At 71.3% G+C, this 19,109-nt stretch carries 16 protein-coding genes and 1 pseudogene; 13 read left to right on the top strand and 4 right to left on the bottom strand.

Annotated elements, in window-relative coordinates:
• Positions 1-909 carry an ABC transporter ATP-binding protein gene (locus KBX00_RS26355; protein ID WP_210830759.1) on the bottom strand — a complete coding sequence of 303 codons (909 nt, stop codon included), beginning with the start codon at positions 907-909 and terminating at the stop codon, positions 1-3.
• Between the two features lie 158 nt (positions 910-1,067).
• Here KBX00_RS26355 and KBX00_RS26350 point away from each other — a divergent pair, with 158 nt between their 5' ends.
• Entirely contained in the window at positions 1,068-1,859 is a 792-nt protein-coding gene (locus KBX00_RS26350; protein ID WP_210830758.1) for an EI24 domain-containing protein, read from the top strand.
• Between the two features lie 63 nt (positions 1,860-1,922).
• Positions 1,923-2,177 (top strand): annotated as a pseudogene (locus tag KBX00_RS26345) (macro domain-containing protein); the annotation flags it as partial.
• Here KBX00_RS26345 and KBX00_RS26340 read toward each other — a convergent pair.
• The gene (locus tag KBX00_RS26340; protein WP_210830757.1) at positions 2,174-3,094 is read right to left on the bottom strand and encodes a GNAT family N-acetyltransferase; all 921 of its coding nucleotides are present in this window, start codon (positions 3,092-3,094) and stop codon (positions 2,174-2,176) included. The pseudogene KBX00_RS26345 and the gene KBX00_RS26340 overlap by 4 nt on opposite strands.
• A 302-nt stretch (positions 3,095-3,396) precedes the next feature.
• On the opposite strand from KBX00_RS26340, the gene KBX00_RS26335 reads away from it, so the two are divergent.
• Both KBX00_RS26335 and KBX00_RS26330 read left to right on the top strand, forming a co-directional pair.
• Positions 3,397-4,623 (top strand): ricin-type beta-trefoil lectin domain protein, encoded by a 1,227-nt coding sequence (locus tag KBX00_RS26335; RefSeq protein WP_210830756.1) that lies wholly within the window; start codon positions 3,397-3,399, stop codon positions 4,621-4,623.
• 137 nt (positions 4,624-4,760) lie between these two features.
• Positions 4,761-6,428 carry a hypothetical protein gene (locus tag KBX00_RS26330; protein WP_210830755.1) on the top strand — a complete coding sequence of 556 codons (1,668 nt, stop codon included), beginning with the start codon at positions 4,761-4,763 and terminating at the stop codon, positions 6,426-6,428.
• On the opposite strand, the gene KBX00_RS26325 is transcribed toward KBX00_RS26330, so the two are convergent.
• Positions 6,407-8,371, bottom strand: a complete 1,965-nt coding sequence (locus KBX00_RS26325) for a hypothetical protein (protein ID WP_210830754.1) — start codon at positions 8,369-8,371, stop codon at positions 6,407-6,409. The two genes, KBX00_RS26330 and KBX00_RS26325, sit on opposite strands and share 22 nt — an antisense overlap.
• 247 nt (positions 8,372-8,618) lie before the next feature.
• Here KBX00_RS26325 and KBX00_RS26320 point away from each other — a divergent pair, with 247 nt between their 5' ends.
• Positions 8,619-10,091, top strand: a complete 1,473-nt coding sequence (locus KBX00_RS26320; RefSeq protein ID WP_307869085.1) for a S8 family serine peptidase — start codon at positions 8,619-8,621, stop codon at positions 10,089-10,091.
• A gap of 78 nt (positions 10,092-10,169) precedes the next feature.
• On the opposite strand, the gene KBX00_RS26315 is transcribed toward KBX00_RS26320, so the two are convergent.
• A complete protein-coding gene (locus tag KBX00_RS26315) occupies positions 10,170-11,816 on the bottom strand; it encodes a ricin-type beta-trefoil lectin domain protein (protein WP_210830752.1) in 1,647 nt (548 codons plus the stop codon).
• Positions 11,817-12,207: 391 nt separating this feature from the next.
• Here KBX00_RS26315 and KBX00_RS26310 point away from each other — a divergent pair, with 391 nt between their 5' ends.
• From KBX00_RS26310 to KBX00_RS26275, 8 genes are all read left to right on the top strand, one after another.
• Positions 12,208-12,777 (top strand): sigma-70 family RNA polymerase sigma factor, encoded by a 570-nt coding sequence (locus tag KBX00_RS26310; RefSeq protein ID WP_210830751.1) that lies wholly within the window; start codon positions 12,208-12,210, stop codon positions 12,775-12,777.
• 71 nt (positions 12,778-12,848) lie between these two features.
• Positions 12,849-13,748 carry a zf-HC2 domain-containing protein gene (locus KBX00_RS26305; RefSeq protein ID WP_210830750.1) on the top strand — a complete coding sequence of 300 codons (900 nt, stop codon included), beginning with the start codon at positions 12,849-12,851 and terminating at the stop codon, positions 13,746-13,748.
• 194 nt (positions 13,749-13,942) lie between these two features.
• Positions 13,943-14,977 (top strand): hypothetical protein, encoded by a 1,035-nt coding sequence (locus tag KBX00_RS26300; protein WP_210830749.1) that lies wholly within the window; start codon positions 13,943-13,945, stop codon positions 14,975-14,977.
• Positions 14,978-15,341: 364 nt separating this feature from the next.
• Positions 15,342-15,884: a hypothetical protein gene (locus KBX00_RS26295; RefSeq protein ID WP_210830748.1), complete on the top strand. Its 543-nt coding sequence runs from the start codon at positions 15,342-15,344 to the stop codon at positions 15,882-15,884.
• A complete protein-coding gene (locus tag KBX00_RS26290) occupies positions 15,881-16,561 on the top strand; it encodes a hypothetical protein (protein ID WP_307869084.1) in 681 nt (226 codons plus the stop codon). The genes KBX00_RS26295 and KBX00_RS26290 overlap by 4 nt, the downstream gene beginning before the upstream one ends.
• A gap of 65 nt (positions 16,562-16,626) precedes the next feature.
• Entirely contained in the window at positions 16,627-16,989 is a 363-nt protein-coding gene (locus KBX00_RS26285) for a hypothetical protein (protein WP_210830747.1), read from the top strand.
• Positions 16,990-17,068: 79 nt separating this feature from the next.
• On the top strand, positions 17,069-17,812 hold the full coding sequence (locus KBX00_RS26280; RefSeq protein WP_210830746.1) for a hypothetical protein: 744 nt from the start codon (positions 17,069-17,071) through the stop codon (positions 17,810-17,812).
• Between the two features lies 1 nt (position 17,813).
• Entirely contained in the window at positions 17,814-19,085 is a 1,272-nt protein-coding gene (locus KBX00_RS26275) for a hypothetical protein (protein WP_210830745.1), read from the top strand.
• The last annotated feature ends 24 nt before the right edge of the window (positions 19,086-19,109 follow it).

Genomic DNA, 19,109 nt, shown 5'->3' with positions numbered 1-19,109 from the left:
TCAGTCGACGAACCGGTGCCCGGTCAGCTCTACGAATGCGTCGTCGAGCGTGGCCTGCTCCAGCCGCAGGTCGGCGGCGATGATCTGGTGGCGGGCGAGCACCGAGGTGACCGCGTGCAGCACGTCGCCGGTGCCGGTCACCACGATCTGGCTGCCGCTGCCTGTCACGGCCGTGACCTGCGGCAGTTCGGTCAGCAGCCGGTCGTCGAACGGTGCGGACGGGCGGAACCGGATGCGCTGCTCGGGCACCACGGCGGAAACCAGCCCGGCCGGGCTGTCCAGGGCCACCACCCGCCCCTTGTCGATCACTGCGAGGCGGTCGCAGAGCCGCTCGGCCTCCGCCATGAAGTGGGTGACCAGCAGGATGGTCACGCCACGGTCCCGCACCCGCTCGATCAGATCCCAGGTGTCCCGGCGGGCCTGCGGGTCCAACCCGGTGGTCAGCTCGTCCAGGATGGCGATCCGCGGGTTGCCGACAAGCGCCAACGCGATGGAGAGCCGCTGCTTCTGACCACCGGAGAGCTTCTCGTACGGGGTGTTCCGCTTCCCGTCGAGTCCCAACTCGTCGATCAGCTGTGCCGGGTCGGCCGGCTCGCGGTAGAACGACGCGTACAGCTCCAGCGCCTCGGCCACCCGGAGGCGGTCGGGCAACTGGCTCTCCTGAAGTTGCACCCCCACCAGTTGGCGCAGCCGGGTGGCGTCTCGGCGAGGGTCGAGCCCGAGGACCGACACCCCGCCCCCGTCCGGGACGCGCAGCCCGGCGACACACTCCACAGTGGTGGTCTTGCCGGCACCGTTCGGGCCGAGTACGCCGAAGATCTCACCGGCCTCGACGTCGAAGGACACGTCCGCCACCGCCACCGTCTCGCCGTACCGCTTGTGCAGGCTGGTCACCTCGATGACCGGCATGGCAGCCGCCTCTCGCCGTCGGTTCCGGGTACCGCTCAAGCGTCGCGGAAGGCGGCCGGCGACGAATCGACCGGCCGTAGGTGACCTTGGTCAGCTCCGGTTGATTCCGGCGATCCGTCAACCGGTGGATGCGCCGACGAGTGACTACGCTCCTGGACGTGCACGCATCCGAGCTTCCCGCCACCGCCGTGGGCGCCGGTCGCCGCTTTCTCGGCGGGGCCACGCTGCTGCTGCGGGGCGTCCGCCTGTACGTACGCAGCCCAGGTCTGATGCTGCTCGGCATCGTCCCGGCGCTGATCTCCGGGGCGATCTTCGCGACCGCGTACGCTCTCCTGGTCTTCTTCGTCGACGACCTGGCCGCCGCGGCCACCCCGTTCGCCGACGACTGGGCGACGACGCCGCGGAGCGTGGTTCGGGTGATCGCCGGCCTGGCCTTTCTCGGTCTCGGCGGCCTGCTCACCGTCCTCACCTTCACGGCGGTCACCCTGGTCATCGGTGATCCCTTCTACGAGAAGATCTCCGAGCGGGTGGAGCGACGCTACGGCGGTACGCCGGACGCGGTCGAGGTCCCGTTCTGGCCGTCGCTGCGCCGCAGCGCCGCCGACTCGCTCCGCCTGGTCGCCCTGGCCGCGCTGTTCGGTGTGCCGTTGTTCGCCGCCGGCTTCATCCCGCTTGTTGGCCAGACCGTGGTCCCGGTCATCGGCGCGGCGGTGGGCGGCTGGCTGCTCGCCGTGGAACTGACCGGCGCGCCCTTCTCCCGGCGCGGCAAGCGACTGCCGCACCGGCGCGCCGCGCTGAAGGCGGACCGCCCCACCGCACTCGGCTTCGGAGTCGCGGTGTTCGTCTGCTTCCTGATCCCGCTCGGCGCCGTACTGCTGATGCCGGCCGCGGTGGCCGGTGCCACCCTGCTGGCCCGCCGTTCGCTCGGCCAACCCATCACGGAGGGCTGACATGGATCTCACCCTGGTCGAGGGAGACATCACCACCGAACAGGTGGACGCCCGGTCTTCTCGGCCACCGAGGACCGCACCACGCTGCTGCGCTCCTGCTACACCAACAGCCTGTCGGTCGCCGATGAGTTGGGCGCGGCAAGCATCGCCTTCCCGCTGATCTCCGCCGGGGTCTACGGCTGGCCGGTCGAGGACGCCGTCCGTCAGGCCCTGTCGGTGCTGCGCACGGCGACACCGACGAACATCGCCGAGGCCCGGCTGGTGCTCTTCGGCGCCGACACCCAGGCGATCGCCGAGCGGGTGTACGCCGAGCTTTAGTGCATCTCGCGTACGCAGGACCACTGGCTGGCCACCCGTCGGTAGCCGAGCCGGTCGTTGATTGCCAGCATCGGTGCGTTCGCCGCGTCGTTCCCGGTGTACGCGACGGTGACGCCGCGCGCCGCGGCCCGGTGCAGCGCGGCCAGCTTCACCGACCGGCCCAGTCCCCGGCCGCGGAAGTCCGGCACGGTACCGGTGTAGTCCGACCACATCCGCGCGCCGTCGCGCTTCACCAGGCTGATCGCCACCAACTCGCCGTCGACCTCGGCACCCATGCTGGCCTCCCGGTCCAGCCCGACGTTGTCCCACGTGTCGGCGCACCAGGTGGCGTAGTCGATGGCACCGAGGGCCACATCACCCGGCTCGTCGGCGCTGGCGAGGACTTCCACTCGGTGCACCCGGCGGGGGTCGACCTCGGCCAGCGTCACCAGCCGGACGTCATCGGGGGATCCCGCCAACGGTGGCAGCGTGTGCAGTTCCAGGGCCGAGAAGTGCTCCTCGCGACTTGGGGTGAAGCCGTGACGGCGGGCGAACGGCAGCGCCTCCGGCAGCGTCCGCCCACGTAGCCGGTCCAGGCCGAGCGGCGCGAGATGCTCCAGTGCCCGGCCCAGCAGCGCCCCGCCGATTCCGCGTCGCCGTTGGTCGGGGTGTACGTGCAGCAGGGACAACTCGCCGACCGCAGCGCTCGTGTTGGTGTTGCGGGATGCCGACACCCAACCAACGACCTGCCCGTCGACCTCGGCGACGAAACCGCCCCAGCGCTGCTCCGCCGGTGGCGTCGAGATCAGTTGCCGGGTGGACGCGACCCCACGGATCAGAGAGGGAAACACGAGCGTACGCAGCGCCACCACGGCCGGTGCGTCGTCGGGGTGGGCAGAACGGATCAGCGCGGACGACCGTCTTCTGGAGTTCGGCATGCGCGGCAGGTTAGTCGGTAGGACTCTCGTACCGCCTCGACTTTCGCCCGAGCGCCGATACTCCTGCCGCGCTGTCGGCAGGCCGGCTGAACGTCGCGCTTCGCGGCAGCGTCGTGGGACGGGGCAGCCTTTCACGCCCTAGGGCCGACCGCGAGGGGAGGCGGACCGCGCGGTGGTCCCGGACAGCCGGTTTTCGATCGGAGCGGATGGTGGGTGAACCGGCGGTGCCTCCGCACCGTCATGCGCGTGCCGCACCCGTGCCCGGGCGGGTGCGCCGGCAGGGCACGCCATTGGAGGGCTGTATGACTGTGGGAACTGGCTCAATCTCGTTCCGCCGATTGTGGACGAGTACCCGAGCCGCGTTGGTCGTCGTGATGGTGCTCGCCGCAGGTCTGATCGTGGTGATGTCCAGCAGTTCCGATGCCGTCGCGGGCGAGCGGGTCAGGTTCGTCAACCGAACCGGTGAGACGTTGTGGGTCGGTGCGGGCGAGAGCGCCGACGGCTCGCGTCGGATCACCGGGCTACCGGTGCTGCGCCCGGGGGAGTCGAAGACCGTCGTCATCCCGGACGGCGGGCAGCCGGGTCACTGGCGGGGCAGGTTCTTCGCCCGGCAACGGTGCAGTGGAGACTCCGGCAGCACCTTCAAGTGCCTCGTCGGCGACTGCGGCCCGCACGTGGGCCACTGCGAGCGGGGCGCGGAGCCGGTGAGCCTGGCCGAGTTCAACTTCGACCAGAACAATCCCGCAGCGCCCTGGTACAACGTCAGCTACGTCGACGCGCTGTCGGTGGTGATCACGATCGAAGCGCCCGGCGCGCCGAATCCGGCCGTTGCCGGAAGTTGCGTCAGGTCGGCCTGCGGCGGTGGCCAGATGCTCGCCGCCTGCCCTGAGGCGCACGCCGTACGTGACCCGCGTCGGGGCGACCGGATCAACTGCGTCAACCCCAACCGGGACGCGGAAAGCGCCTACACCATCGCACTGCGTCCCTTCGGCCCCCGGGCGTACCTGTGGTCGACCCACGACAGGGTGCCGGGCAACGAGACCGTCTTCAACTGCCCCGGGTGCGCGGACTTCACGGTCACCTTCCGCAACGGGGGTGCCTCGGCGGCCCCGCCCGTCCCGAGGCCCGACACCCCGGACTCGTCCGCCTTCGCCCTGCGCGGCTTCGCGGGCAAGTGCGTCGATGTGCCGGGCGGCATCTCCGCCGACGGCGCGCAGTTGCAGCTCTGGAGGTGCAACGGCACCGCCGCGCAGCGGTTCGCCCGTGGACCCAACGGCTCCCTGGTGGCGCTCGACAAGTGCATGGATGTCGCCTGGGCGGCGCGGGACAACGGGACCAAGGTGCAGCTCGCGCACTGCAACGGTGGGCCCGCCCAGGTCTGGGTCACCGAGCGGGGCATGGTACGCAATCCGCATTCCGGTAAGTGCCTCGACGTTCGTGACTGGAATGCCGGCGACGGTGCCCCGTTGCAGATCTGGGAGTGCAATCCCGGGCAGGACAACCAGACCTGGCAGGCCATCCGACGCTGACCGTCGCGGTGGGCCGCGCTTTCCGGCGGCTCGCCGCCGTGATTCCTCGCGCAGCCGAAGGCGACAGGTCACGCGGCGGGGCGAAAGAACGGACCGGGAACGAAGGGGTACGAATGGAGTCAGGGCGCTGCCGACCGGTGGCGAGGTTCTGGTGGGCTCTGCCGTGGCTGCTGGCCGTCTTGCTCGTGCCCTTCGGCTCGGCAGGTCCGGCCACCGCGGCACCCGAGGAGACCGGCAGGTACTACGTCGTCGGGCCGCCGGTCGACGGTCAGCGGGAGTACCTGTACAGCATCGCCCTGGTCACTCTCGGCAACGGCAACCGGTTTCGCGAGATCATCGAACTCAACCGGGGACGCGAGCAGCCGGACGGCGCGACCTTCACCGACGGCGTCGAGCTGGGCCCCGGCTGGATCCTGGTGTTGCCGCCGGACGCGGACGGGCCGGGAGTGCGTACCGGCGCGCTTCCGGCCATCGGGCCCCCCACACCCCGGCCGTCGCGGAGCGCGGCGGCTCCGACCCCGAGCACAGCGGCTCCGTCGCCCACGACACCGCAACCACCACCGAGCGCGGACCCGACGACTCCGACGGACAGCCCGGCCACCGTCGCCGTCGCCCCGCCGTCGGAGTCCGGCTCGGGACTGTCAAGTGCCAACCTGGTCCGGATCGGCGCGGCTGCTCTTGCAGTGCTCCTCGCCACCGTCGCGCTCCTGGTGCTGCCCCGCCGCAGGCATCAACTGCGCTCGGTCGGTCTCGACGACGGTCCGTGGCCGCCGGAGCGGCATCACACACCGACCCCGGCGGAGCGGGCTGCCCTCGCGACCGACACCCCGTCGACGGCGCCAGCCGCCCCGGCAGACCCGTCCCAGCCACCCCCCGCTGCGGATCCGGCTCTGGCACCCCCGCCACCGTCCGCCCCGCCGCCACCCGCTCCGTCGTCGGTGGCGCCTGGCCGGTCACCCGCCCCGCCGTCTCCCGCGCCAGCGCCGCCGCCCGCCGCTGCCCCTCCCACCGCTGTCCCTCCCGCCTCGCCGTCGCCAGCTCCGGTGCCGGTGGAGCCCACGGCGCCGCCGGCGGGCGAGGCTGGCCCGTCGGCGCCGCCCACTCCGCAGGCGGAGCCGGGCTCGTCGCCGTCAGCTGCGCCGCCCGACTGGCCTCCGTTCGCCGGTACGTCGCCGACGCCGGCACCGCCCAGCCCGGTGACGGTGGAATGGCCGGACATTCCGGGCGACAATGGCGCGATGGGCCGGGTTGACCTGCCCCGGCCGACGTTGCCGGCCGACGGTGACGTGCCGTACGTCCGGTCCGAGGTGCGTACCGAGGTCGGCTCGGTCATGGTGCGCCTGATCGGCGTCACGACCGGTCCGAGTACCCCTGCCTACGCCTGGCTCGCCGATGACGAACCCGCGCCGGAAGCGACGGTACCGCTGGTGCTGGGACGCCAGGGGCCGTGGCGACTCCAGGTCGACCTCGGCCGGGCACCCGATGTCTTCACCCTGGTGGGCGACCTGGACGAATGCCGCCGGCTGGCCGTCGCCTACGCCCGACAGCTGCACGCGGACGGAATCGCGGTCGGGGTCGTCGGTGACGCGCTCGGTGCGGAGACCTTCGCCGGCTGCCGTCGCCTGGCCCGGCTTCCCGAGCCGGCTGAGCTCGACTCCGACCGGTACGTCGTGATCACCGCCGGGCTGCCCAGCGGCGCCGGGATCCGAGGGCTCGCCGCCGCCACCGCCGGCCGCTGCGTACCTGTGGTGATTGGCCCGGTCCCGGACGGCCGATGGTCGGCTCAGCTCGGCGCGGGGGTCTGAAGCTGAGGTGCGACGGACGGCAGCGGCCCCGGCGGTAGCTGTGGCACCCGGAGCCAGGTGTCCGCCTCGGCCCGGTACACCCGACGTACCCGCACCCGTGGGTAGGAGCGGCTGGCGAGGATCAACTCCACCTGCGCGGCGCGCAGGGGTTCCGCCTGGGACCGGATCTCCGTGAGCGGCGCGAGCAGGTCGGCTGTCGACATCACGTCGATCGCACGTCCCCTCGGCACCTGCAGTTCCAGCAGCAGCCGTCCGGACCGGACCGGTGGCTGGCGTCGGTACAGCCGAAGCCAGTTGCGCGGCAGTCGGGTGCGCTGCGCCGGCAGGAGCGCGTACGCCCGCCGGGTGCCGAAGGTCGGCCAGCGCCGCACCTCGTTGGGCAGGCCGGCGATCGAGCCGGCCTGCGCGGCGCAGCGGAGCCTCAGCGGTTGGCCTGCGCAGTCACCGGCCGGCGTCAGGCGACCGGTGCGCTCCACCTCGAAGGTGTCCACCGGGAAGGTCCGGTCCAGACGCGCGGCCGGCAGGAGATACGCCTCGCGCAGGCCGCGCAGGTGTTGTAGGCGGGCGGGTAGGGCTGCCCGGAGCACCGCCATCGGGATCGCACCGCCTGGTTCCACCCGGACCCGCAGCAGCCGACTGCCGTCCGGCACCGACCTGGCGTCCAGGAAGGCGAGCAGGAAGAGTTCGGCAGCGGGCAGGCCATCGGCGATCGACGAGGCGTCGACCGGCGCGGCGACGAACGCCTCGAACTGTTCGGCGTTCACCTGCTGCGCCGCCGACAGCCACGCCGGGCCGTACGCCGTACGCCGGTTCTCGGTGACGAGCGAGGGGCGGGGGAGCGGCAGGACCGGAACGGCGCGTGGCGGCTCGTCCGCCCCCGACGGTCCGACGGCTGGCGGCGGAGCTGTTCCCGGCGGTCCGCTGTCCGGTGGGGGGCCGGTCGTGACGACGGCCCCGGTGCAGACCGGCACCAGCAGGCCGGTCGAGGTCGCCCGCAGCGCTGGCGGGCCGAGCGCGATCCGGGGCCGGAACGCCTGCCACTCGGCGGGCTTCCCCGCCTGGTCGAGCGCGCGCAGATCCTGCCGGCCGTCCACCAGTTCCGCGCTGCCGCCCGGCGGCGGTGTCCAGACGGTGGCGCCGGTCGTCTCGGCCAGTTCCTGCGCCTGCGCGCGGAGACGATGCTGCTCGTCGGGATCGGACGGCCAGCTGAGCCAGAGCCGTAGTTCGCTGCCGTAGAGCGGAAGGTCGCCGAGCAGGGCGGCGAGCTGTCCGCCGTCGTACACCCGCTGGGTGCCGCCGTAGTCGCCGACCAGAAAGCCGCCGGCACGTGCGGTGACCGCGATGGTCACCGGCCCGTCCGAGGCTGTGCCGAGCCGATGCGCGGTCGCCCGTCTGGTGACGAAGTCGGCCCGGGTGGCCAGCACCACCCCACCCTGGAGCGGCAGGCCCACCACACCGGTACGCGGACGCACCAGACCCCGGTCCAGGGTGAACCAGCCGGGCAGCGGGGTGGCCAGCTCGGGTGGCTGGATCACGATCCAGTCCCGGACCTGACGGGTGGTCCGGTCCAGCGGTATCGCGTGCAGCGGTCCGGCCCCGATCCGCCGCTCGTGGTGCCGGATCACCGCTCCGTCCGGACTCACCAGGACGTCGTGGGAGAGCAGCCCGGCCACCTCGCTGAACAATCCCGTGTGCCGGGCGCCGTCCTGGGTCAGGATCCGTACGTCGTTCGCGGTCTCGCCGGAGCGTCGGACCAGGTCGGTGATGGCCGACGCGGTAAGCGGTTCGTCGGGTTTGTGCGGCACCACCAGACCCCCGTGTACGCCGGGCTCCAGCCAGAGATCGAACAGCCCGGCGACCCGCCGATGCCGGCTGAGGTCGAAGCGGCGGATGGACGGCCTGCCGTCGACGATCGTGTCCGTCGCAGCGGGATCGGCATTCATGCGCTCACCACCATCCGTTTGGATCGACGCCCACCGACTTGCCTTACCTTGATCCGAGTCCCCGCCCGGCCCATGCCTTGGTTCGGATGCCGGGCTTCACGTCTTCACGACGGAGATCCGCGGAGGCTGGTTCAGCCCAACCGGAACGTTTCTGCCGTTCCGATTGAACGCAGCCGGCGCGGATCCGCTGTAGAGGGTGTCGGCCGGGCCGATCGGCCGCAGGCAACCGAAGGAGGCAAGATCAGTGGTGGCGAACGTTTGGCGCCTGCTCGCGGGCGTGGCGGTTGCCTGCTGCCTGGTCATGGCGATGGCCGGCACCTCGGCGGCCCGGCAGGCACCGCCGGACCCGCAGGCCTACGTCAAGTACTACGTCGTCGCTGCGGCGTACCAGGATCAGCCGGAAACCCTCACCGCGATCGCGACCCGGTTGCTCGGCAGCGGCGAGCGGTCCGCGGAGATCTACAACCTCAATGCCGGACGGGTGCAGCCGGACGGGGCGAGCCTGACCGACCCGAACCGACTCAACCGTGGCTGGTACCTGGTGCTGCCGTGGGACGCGGCAGGCGAGGGGGTGAAGTACGGACAGATCCCGGCCGGCCCGAAGCCGACCACCAAGGCACCCACGCCCACCGGCACCTCGGGCCCACCGGCCAGCCCCAGTCCGAGCCCGAGTCGCAGCCCCAGCCCGTCGCCGACCGGTAAGAAGAACACCGCCGGCTGCACCGCCGTTGCCGCGTCGAGCAGTCGTTCGGACTGGGCCCAACTGCGGATGGCGGCCGACGGCGCGTGGGACCTCAGCCGTGGCAACGGGGTCATGGTCGCGGTGGTCGACTCCGGCGTGGACGGCGATCTCGAACAGCTGAGTGGTCGCATCGCGGTCGGTGCCGACGTCACCGCCGGAAACGGGCGCGGTGACACCGACTGCCATGGCACCGGTACCGCGATGGCGAGCATCATCGCCGCGAACGCCGGCAACGCGCGAACCCCGGCCGGTCTCGCACCGGACGCCACGATCCTGCCGGTGCGGATGGTCGGCGCGTCCGGTAAGAGCCGGGCCACGGACGCGGCGAACGCCATCGAGGTGGCGGTGAGCGCAGGTGCTTCGGTGGTGGCGCTCGGCTCCCATGTCGACCTGTCGGCCCCGGCCGTCGTCACCTCTCTCACCACCGCGCTCAACCATGACGTGCTCGTGGTGGCAGGGGCGCCGACCAGGCCCGTCACCCTGCCGTCGCCCGGCGAGCCCGCCGCCACCGGTGCCCTGCTGCTGGTCGGCGGGGTCGGCGCGGACAACCAGTTCGTGGAGGAGTACCAGCCGGAGGCCGTGGATGTGGTCGCGCCCGGTGCGGACGTGACAAGTCTCGGGCCGGGCGATGCGGGCCCGCTGAGCTACACGGGCACCCGCTTCGCCGTCGCCTTCGCCGCCGGACAGGCGGCGCTGGTCCGGGCCGCCTATCCGGAGCTGAATGCCACCCAGGTCGAGCAGCGGATCCGGGACACCGCCGACGCGCTGGGCGGCGACACCCCCGACGACAGGTACGGCGCGGGGATGATCAATCCGGCCGCGTCGGTCGCCCGACCGGTGGAGGACGAGCGGCCGGTCGGAGTGGACGCGGAAAACGGTGGTGGTGGCATGGGTGCGCTCGTCCTTCTCGGCCTGGCACTCATCGGTGGTGGTGCCTTCCTGACGCTGCAACTTCGCCGTCGTCGCGCCCTCAGCTGACCGGCACCCTGACGAGACAGACGAGACGGGGTACGGGCGAAGCGCCCGTACCCCGTCTCGCTGCGGCGGAACCGAGGACTACCGCTTCCGCCAGGTCTGCTCGGCGTTGCCGACGTAGATCCACAGCTCGAGTGGCTTGTCCGCGCTCTTGACGTTCATGTTGACGTCGACGGACTTGCCGTTGAGCTTGCTGATGATGCCGCCCTTGCTGTTGAACTGCCAGGACTGGGCCGCGTTGCCACTACAGACGGCCACCTGGATGGCGGTGCCGTCGGTGGAACCGGCCCAGGCGATGTCCATGCAGAGCCCCCGGGCGCGGATCGTGCCGTCCGTGCGGAAGTCCCACCACTGGGCCGGGTCCTCCGTGCAGGGCTTCAGCAACAGCCGGGTCCCGTCACCGGTCTTGCCGGAGCTGACGCATCGTCCGGTTCGCGGGTGGAAGATCTGCTTCATCCCGGCCGGCCGGACCGGCTTGGGTGCGGCGGTGGTCGGCTTGGGCTCGCTGGCGGGTGGTTTCGGATCGCTGGCCGGCGGATCCGGCTGGTCGGCCGGCGGCTTCGGCTCGCTGGCCAGTGGGGGCGGCTCGCTCGTCGGTGCGGGGGACGACTCACCCTCCGGCGGCTCGGGAGCCGTGGTCGTCGGTGCCGGTGGAACCGGCGCGGGACGGCCGAGCCGGGTGTCGAGCACGTACAGGTCGGTGAGCGCCTTCACCGCACGCAGGAACGTCTCGGTCGGCTGGTCGAGTCGGCCGGCGGTCTGCCGTACGGCGGTCGGACCGTTGCGGTAGGCGGCCAGCGCCAGCAGGTACGGGTCGCCGTCGAGGCCGGACAGCTCGGAGACCAGAGCACACATCGCGATGCCGACCGTCGGCACCGCCACCGTCGGCTCCCAGGCCGAGCCGCCCTCCGGCCCGTACGCCTGCCACACCTCGGGAAGGAACTGGGCGATGCCTCGTTGCCCGGTCGGGCCGAGCAGGTTGGCGTCGAAGCCGGAGAGTGTCATCAGTTGAGCGGCGACCATCGGCGGTGTCACCTGATCGCATACCGACCCGGCCTGCACGACGAGCGGGACGTACTCGGCGGGTACGCCCTTCGCGTCGTTGGCCGGCGGGGGCGTCGGCGTGGGTACGCCGTCACCGCCGAACTGCCGCAACCGCCCGTAGTACCCGGCGTATCCGCTGACCAGATCGACGTACTCCACGGCCTCGGCGGGCACAGCCTTGGCCTCGGCGACCGCAGGCAGTCCGCCGTGGAAGGCGGCCACCGAGAGACGCCAGTGGTCACCCGGAATGCCGGCCAGCCGGAGCTGGCCGCTGAAGTCGCACATCTGGTGGGCGAGCGCCAGGATGCTCGCGGCGACGTCCGAGCGCCGCGCGTCCGGCCACGGCTTCCACCTCGTCCAGTCCTCGTCGTCGAGGCCGGCGATGCCCCGGCCGCCGGAGGCCGTCTGCCGCTCGCGGTTGTTCAGGCCCGACTCGGCCATGAGCTGACCGGCGATCCGCGCCGGATCCAGCATCGGACAGGAGTGAGCGGCGGTGACGATCGCCGTCATCTGCTTCTCGGTCACCGGCTCACCGACCACCGTGTCATCGCGAGCCGAGGCGACGCTCCAGTTGATGGTGGCCAGGACGGCGGCGAGCACCGCCAGTGCGGCGAGCACCGCCGCCAGCGCTCTGCGCGGCGTACGGCCGAAGGTGAACCTGGTGGACAGGAAGTCGGTTGTCACGGGGGGCCATCCCTTTCGGCGTGGCGACACTGTCGTGACGGATTTCCAGTGCCCGGCGTTCAGATCCCGCACGGATTTTTCCGGCGAACCTGTGGCCGGGGTTGAACCAGCCGGGTCAGGCAGCCGTTGATCGGGCAGCGTTGGCTCCGGCGAGTGTCGGGCAGGCCACCAGCGCCGCACAGTCCACAAGGAGAAGCGTGACGCCGAGCAGGTGTGGTTCGTGCGATGTGTCGTCCGCCGGGTCGCCGGTGGGTCGGTGCACAGTCGACCGACGGGCGAAACTGCGACCGGATCGTGGTGCGGCTATGCTGCGTGCCAGGGCCGTGGGGGCGAGAGCGCGTCACGTTCACCCGGCCGTCAGGGTGCGATCCGTCCGTCAGGGAGGCGGCCTGTGTCGGCGGTGCCCAACGAGTCGGCCGGACCTTGTCTCTCGGACGGCGCCGCCGCCGATCCGACCGCCGCCGAGACCCTGCTGCGGCAGGTCGTCGCGGAATACCACCGGCCGCTGCACCGCTTTCTCACCCGGCTGCTGCTCGGGCAGCAGGACCTTGCCGAGGACCTGGTGCAGGAGACGTTTCTCCGCGCCTGGCGGCATGCGGAGAAGCTCGCCGCCGACCCGTCGAAGATCGCGCCCTGGCTCTACACGGTCGCCCGGCACGTGGCGATCGACGCGATGCGGGCCCGGCAGGCCCGACCGCCAGAGGTCAGCCTGCCGGACCTCAACCGGGTGCCCGCCACGGACGACGAGATGGACCGGGTGGTGAACGTCCACGCCGTGCGGCTCGCGTTGAAGACGATCAGCCCGGAACACCGTGCGGTGCTCCACGAGATGTACTACCGGAACGCCTCCGTGGCCGAGGCGGCGGTGCGACTGGGAATACCCGAGGGTACGGTGAAGTCCAGAGCCTTCTACGCGGTGCGCGCCCTGCACGCCGCGCTCGGCTCTACCGAGCCGCCCTGACGCCAGGGTCGCCTCGTACCCCTGGACCAGACGAACACCGCGTGGTGCCTACCCGTTGAGGAGAGGGCTGGATGCGCGCAGGCGGGGATCACACCACGGCCGAGCGGGAGAGGCTGGCTCTCTACCTGTTGGGGGCCTTGGACGACGCTGAGCGCGAGGCGTTCGAGGACCATCTCGCCGGTTGCTGGTCCTGCCTGGACGAGGCGGCCACGATCGGCCCTTCGATCGGCGGTCTGGCCGGGCTCGGCGACGCGGACTGGTCGCCTGACCTCACCGGGGCAGCGACGCCTGCACCCCCCGCCGCCGGGGATCCCGTGCCGTCCGCGTCCGCTTCGGCGGCACCGAAGGACGCTGTCGACGCGACGTCCGCCGTCGACGGCGGCCCGGCCCGCGACGGCAGTGATGATTCTGACCGTGTTTCGGGGCCCGACGGCGTGGCCAGCACGCGGGAGCACTACGTGCGGGAGGCGAACACCGGTTCGGTGCGCCCGTCCGGCAGCCGTGCGGCGGGTAGCCGTCCGTCCGGCGGGCGTCCGTCGGCGCCCGGCTCACGGCGTCGGCGGCGGGGCCTGTGGGTCGGCGCGGCGGTGGCCGTCCTGGCGTTGGCCGGTGGGGTGGTGGCGGTCAACGAATGGGCCGCCGGCCCCGATCCGGTGCTGACCGCCTCGGGGGAGGCGCCCGGCTACGGCGCCAGCCTCTCCGTCGCCGTCATCGCCGGCGAGGGAGGCAGCGCGACCATCCGGATCACCGCCACCGGCCTGCGGCAGGGCATCCGGTACCGGCTGTTCGCGGTGACCCGCGACGGCGCCACCCACGTGGTGCGCGACTGGACCGCCTCGTCCGGGCCGCAGGAGGTGGCCGGCGAGACCTCGCTGCCCATCGACGAACTGTCGTTCATCACCGTCGGGCTGGTCGACGGCTCCGCGATCGTGACCGCGCCGATCGCCCGGGATCCCGCCGCACCCCGCTGACCGTAGCTCTCCTCCGCCTCGCACCGTGCAGATCGACGCCCGCTGGAGCGACAGGGCCTGCCGGCGGTCGGCTGTTCCCGTAGCTCCCGCCGCTCTGACGACGATTCCAAGTTTCGCCTGTCGGAACTGAACCGGCGGGATGTGCGGCACGTCCTGCTGGCGTCGGAAATCGTCACTGACGTAAGGAGCGCATCGTGTCTGATCTGTCGGGCGAGTTCAATGATCTGAGTTTGACCGATCTGCGGCAACGGCGGGGCTCGGCGCCGGCGGTGGACTATGACGTCGAGGCGCAGCAGCCCCTGCCCTCCAGGTCTTACACCCAGCCCGCCCCTTTCTTCGGGGACCAACCGCTCGAACCGATCCAAGAAGGCGTCATGTACGACTCGCCGCCGTCGCCGACCGGCTCGAACGACTCCACAAGTTCGATTTCGCTGTACGACGTGCCGGGTGCGGATGTGGTCGCCCAGGCCGATGACGGATCGCTGCTGGCGAAGTTCGGCGAGCGGACGTTCTACTGGCTGCAATCGGCAGGGATGGTGACGAGCTTCGTCGGCGCCGTGCAGGGCGCCTTTCCCGCTACGGCATCAGCCGCGTCCTACGTACAGGGGGCCGGCGGAATCATGACGGTCGTCGGTGGCTTGTACAAGACGTTCGACGACGCCCGTAAGGCGATGGAGCGAGGGCGGATCGACACGCAGACCGGGCTGCCAGCCGCGAAAGTTCATCGGTTCAGGGATGCGCTGAGCAAACCGGGGGTGCAGCTGGTGGCGAACCTCGCCACGGCCGGCGGCGGGGTGGTAAGTGCTTCAGCGGCGTTGGCGGCGGGACGGACGGACATCGCCTTCGCCGGCACGTTGATCTCCGCCGCCGCTACCGCTCTCAACAGCATGAACGCCGGACGCGAGGATCCCGGTAAGACCGGCAAGCACTTCCTCATCGAGCACCGGGCGGAGATCACCCGGCTTGACTCCTGGACGGCTGTGCCGAGAGACCTGCAGAAGGCACTGACGAAGTTCTACAAGAGCCATGACAAGAATGTGGAACGGGCCAGAGCCGCCGCAGTGCAGTCACAAGCTAGCGGGTCGCGGCCCTCGGTGGGGCGATCCAGTTCGGTGAGCCACCCGTCGGGTGGCGGCTACGGATATCAGCAGAATCCGCAGGCGGCCTGGGGGCCCGGAGCCGGCCAGGGCCAGGGCAGCGGCAGTCAACAGCGCAAGGGCCGGAGGTAGCGGGCGGGGTCATCATCGACCCGGCACGTGGACCGGGATGGGCACCCGGGCCGGCGGACCAACCGCCGGCCCGAGGTCGGCCGTGTAAAAACTCCGGACTCATGGGCGCCCGTCCGTTCGGCGAAGCACGCCGGCGGGAGCGGGATCAGCCGACGTTCGCAGTCATCCATCGTGTTGAGAACGACCGGTCGCCTGCTCGCCGGCTGGCGCGGTGGCCCGCTCGGGGCCGGCCGCGAGCGGGGCCGGGAAAAAGTCTGCACCCGCCCTGAACCGAGGGACCTACCGCGCCGTTAAGCGGCTGTCACTGGTGCCCTGGGCTCCGCCGGTGACCGGAAAGGCGAGCAGCGGAGGGAGGCGAGGCAACATGGGCAACGGGTCTGTGGCATTGCGGCGGATCGCGGGCGCGGGGCCGGACGAGCAATCCGGTACGCGGGCGTACCACGACGTCCCCGCCTGGCGGCGGGACAGCCTCTCCGGGGACGGCGTCGGGTGGATCGGTGCCCACGGTGGTGCCGGCGCGACCACGCTCACCCGTCTGCTGGGTGGCACCGACATCGGTTGCCGCTGGCCGGACCCGGCCCTCGCCGAACCCGCGCAGGTCATGCTGGTCGGGCGGACGAACCTGGACGGGCTGCGGGCGGTCTCCCGCGCACTGCACGCGATGCGTGAAGGTCGGCATCCGGCCGGGATGCGGTTGCTCGGCGTGGTGCTGATCGCGGACGCTCCGGGGCGGCTTCCGTCGCCGCTGCTCGGTCGGATCCGGCTGCTGCGGTCGATCGCCCCGGTGCACCGGCTGCCGTGGATTCCGTCGTACCGGGTGGGTGCGGAGCCGAAGCGACCGCCCCGGCAACTGTCCCGCCTGTCCACCGTGGTGAGCGCGCACGGCGAGCGACGGAGGCAGCCGTGACCAGGCCTGTCCGGATCGCGGCGGCCGTCGTCGTCAGCCTGCTGGGGATGGGCCTGCTGGCACCCTCGGCCGCGTTGGCGGCCGAGGACACCTACACCGTGAGAATCCACGGCGGCAGTGCCATCTACCTCTACACCCTATGTCTCAAGACGACCACCACCATGGCGCAGCCGCGGGGCAGTGACCGAGTCTGCTTCAAGAAGATGAGCTCGCTCGACGGGTCCTACGACATGTTCGCCCCGTATGCGCCGGGCGACACGGTGATGATGGACATCGAGATGCACACCGGTCTCGCCGGCGAGTCGGTCACCAAGGACAACGTTGAGATCACCGGGGCGACGAACTGCACGATCTCGGGCGCGCTGCACGCCGGGAAGTTCGAGTGTGACACTCCGATCAACAGCGTCAGGTTCTCACCGCCGGCCATCGATCCATACACGATCAACACCAATTCGGACAGGGCGGTCTCGAAACTGCTCGACTTCATGGCGTGGCTGGTGAGCGCCGCCGCCGTGACCGGCACGCTGATGACCGGCGCTGCGATGGCGTCGCAGGTGCGTCGCGGCTCTCTCGAAGAGCGGACCGAATACGTGAAACACCTCGCGTTCGTGCTGGTCGCGTGCCTGTTGGCGACCACCGCCGGCCCGATCATCGCGTGGCTCGACGTGACCGGATGACGCCCGCCCGGGCACCAGCCCGAGCCGTGACAGAAACGACGGTCCTGATCTCCGAAGGAGACCCAATGATCCTCCCCGACATCTATTACCGGACCCTTCTGCTCTCATCCGTGCTCCGGGCGCCCGGCGATCCCGACCCCGACGAAGGCGGTGGCGCGGTTCCGCAGCCGGCGACCGGCGGAACGCTACCGAGCGGTCTCGCCGACAAGGTCGAGCAGGCGCTGGGCCTGATCGCCTGGGTGGGCACGGCGGCCGGTGTCGTCGGCATCCTGGCCACCGGCGCGGTCATGGCCATCTCGCACAAGCGTGGCGAGAGTTCGGAGCACATGAGCCGCCTCGGCATGGTGCTGGGCGGCTGCATCCTGGTGGCCATGGCCGGGCCGATCGTCTCCTGGCTCTTCGGCGGTGGCGGCGGCGAAAGCAACTGACCCCGCCCGGCTCGGCCGTGTCGAGCCAGGGCGGCACCCATCGATCGCGTACCCGAATCCGTCGAACACGGTAGGTGCCATGAGACTGAGATACGCATCCGACGACGAGGCGGACGAGGACAAGCCGTTCTGGCAGCACCGTCGCTGGCAGCTGTCGGCCGCCTTTCTCGCCCTCGCCCTCTGTACCGGTACCGTCGCGGCGCTGAGTGGCGGACACGACGCCAGTTCCAGCGTCAAGGCTCCCGCCGGGCCGGTGATCGGCGCCCTCGGCCCGGACGGTTCCCGGCCGCACAACTGCCGTACCGACGACTCCGCGCAGCGGCTGCCGACCGAGGCGCCACGGGACATCACCTGGCGGCCGCTGAACGGGGCGCAGACCCCGGTCTCCGCTTCGGCGGGGCCGTTGAAGACCACCGGTCCGCTGCTGTGGTGTTTTGCGCACACCCCGATGGGTGCGGTGATGGCGGCACACACCATCTCCCGACAGATGAGCGGACCTGACTGGCGGACGGTCAGCCAGCAGCAACTCGTACCCGGGTTGGGCCGGGACTACTTCGACGCGATGCGGGCCTCGATGCCGGAGACCGGGCCGGTGCAGACCACGAACGCCCTGGCCGGATTTCTCGTGCTGAAGTACTCGCCGGGCACCGCCACCATCCGCGTGCTGGTCCGGCAGGCGAAGGCGCTCTATGCCTCGGTCGACTACATCGTCGACTGGAACGGGGTCGACTGGCAGCTCCGGCCGCTGAACTCCGGCGGCCTGTACAGCCGGGTCAACCCCGTCGTCTCCCTCGTCGGCTTCGTGCTGTGGAACGAGGTGTGACATGGCCGAGTGCGCCACCGGTGACGCCGTCTACATCGGCACCATCGGCCAGGTCGTCGGATTCTTCGAGCGGGGCATCGACGGCATCCTCAGCGACATCGCCGCCGCCATCCTGGGCGCGGCGGTCGAACTCTTCGCCAACCTCGGCGACATTCCCACCGTCGGCGACGAGAGCCTGAACGACAGCATCCACCTTCAGACCGACTGGCTGGTCGTGACGATCGCGGTGGCGTCGCTGCTGGCGGCGGCCTTCCGCACGGCGCTGGAACGCAAGGGGCAACCCCTCGTGGTGGCGCTCATGGGCCTGGTCCGCATGGTGCTCACCGTGATCGCCGCGTGGTGGGTGGTCAACTGGCTCGCCAGCGAGGCGGACGCCTACTCGCAGCACCTCTACGAAGAGGGCATCAAGGCGCAGCTCAAGCTGATCGCCAACTGCGGCACGGACGGCCTCACCGCCTTTCTGCTGATCATCATCGGGCTGCTCCTGCTGATCGCCGGTTGCATCCACGTCATCCTGATGTACATCCGGCTCGGCGTGATGGTTCTGCTCACCGGCACGCTGCCGTTGGCCGCGGCGGCCTCGATGTCCGAATGGGGCGGAGGGTGGTGGCGCAAGCACATCGCCTGGATGGTCGCCTGGTTGGCCTTCAAACCGGTGGTCGGGCTGATCATGTATTCGGGTGCCGCCATGATCGGTGCCACCGACAACGTGGCAGACGAGGACAGCGCCAAGCACTACAAGCTCGCCGGTGTCGCCGTCCTGTTGATGGCCGCGGTCGCGCTCCCCGCGCTGATGCGTCTGGTCGTGCCCGCGATGGCGAGCCTCGGCTCGCGCGACGGCGTCGGCGCGGGCGCCGGTGCCGGTGCCGCCGCGGCCGGAGCGGTCGCGAGTGGGGCGAAGAAGATCGCTGGCGGTGCGGGCTCGGCTGCTCGCTCCGGCCGGTCCCGGGGGCCGAGCGGCGGCAGTTCGTCACCGGGCGGCGCGTCGGGTGGCGGTCGCTCGGCCGGTGGGCGCGGCGGTGGTCCGTCGGGTGGCTCCGGCGGTGGTTCCGGTGGCGGCTCGTCCGGTGGTTCCGGTGGCGGCGGGTCCGACGGCGGATCAGGCGGCGGTCGGTCGAGATCCGGGCAGATCGCCCGGGGCGCGGTCGGCGTCGCGGCCGCGACGGTCGGTGCCGCGGCCTCGGCGGTGCAGGTGGGCGCCCGCGCCGCGACCAGCACCCACAAGCACGCCAGGAACATCGCCAGCGGCGCCCTGCCCGACGCAGACGACTAGCTGATGCCCGGGACGAAGGAGAAG

The sequence above is a fragment of the Micromonospora sp. C95 genome (assembly GCF_018070465.1).
Lineage (GTDB): Bacteria > Actinomycetota > Actinomycetes > Mycobacteriales > Micromonosporaceae > Micromonospora.
This window is presented reverse-complemented; position numbering and strand designations above follow the sequence as displayed.

Coding starts and splice junctions, on each gene's coding strand:
- KBX00_RS26325 (WP_210830754.1), bottom strand. CDS start 8,371: ATGAATGCCGATCCCGCTGCGACGGACACGATCGTCGACGGCAGGCCG.
- KBX00_RS26275 (WP_210830745.1), top strand. CDS start 17,814: ATGGCCGAGTGCGCCACCGGTGACGCCGTCTACATCGGCACCATCGGC.
- KBX00_RS26335 (WP_210830756.1), top strand. CDS start 3,397: ATGACTGTGGGAACTGGCTCAATCTCGTTCCGCCGATTGTGGACGAGT.
- KBX00_RS26340 (WP_210830757.1), bottom strand. CDS start 3,094: ATGCCGAACTCCAGAAGACGGTCGTCCGCGCTGATCCGTTCTGCCCAC.
- KBX00_RS26295 (WP_210830748.1), top strand. CDS start 15,342: ATGGGCAACGGGTCTGTGGCATTGCGGCGGATCGCGGGCGCGGGGCCG.
- KBX00_RS26280 (WP_210830746.1), top strand. CDS start 17,069: ATGAGACTGAGATACGCATCCGACGACGAGGCGGACGAGGACAAGCCG.
- KBX00_RS26305 (WP_210830750.1), top strand. CDS start 12,849: ATGCGCGCAGGCGGGGATCACACCACGGCCGAGCGGGAGAGGCTGGCT.
- KBX00_RS26355 (WP_210830759.1), bottom strand. CDS start 909: ATGCCGGTCATCGAGGTGACCAGCCTGCACAAGCGGTACGGCGAGACG.
- KBX00_RS26285 (WP_210830747.1), top strand. CDS start 16,627: ATGATCCTCCCCGACATCTATTACCGGACCCTTCTGCTCTCATCCGTG.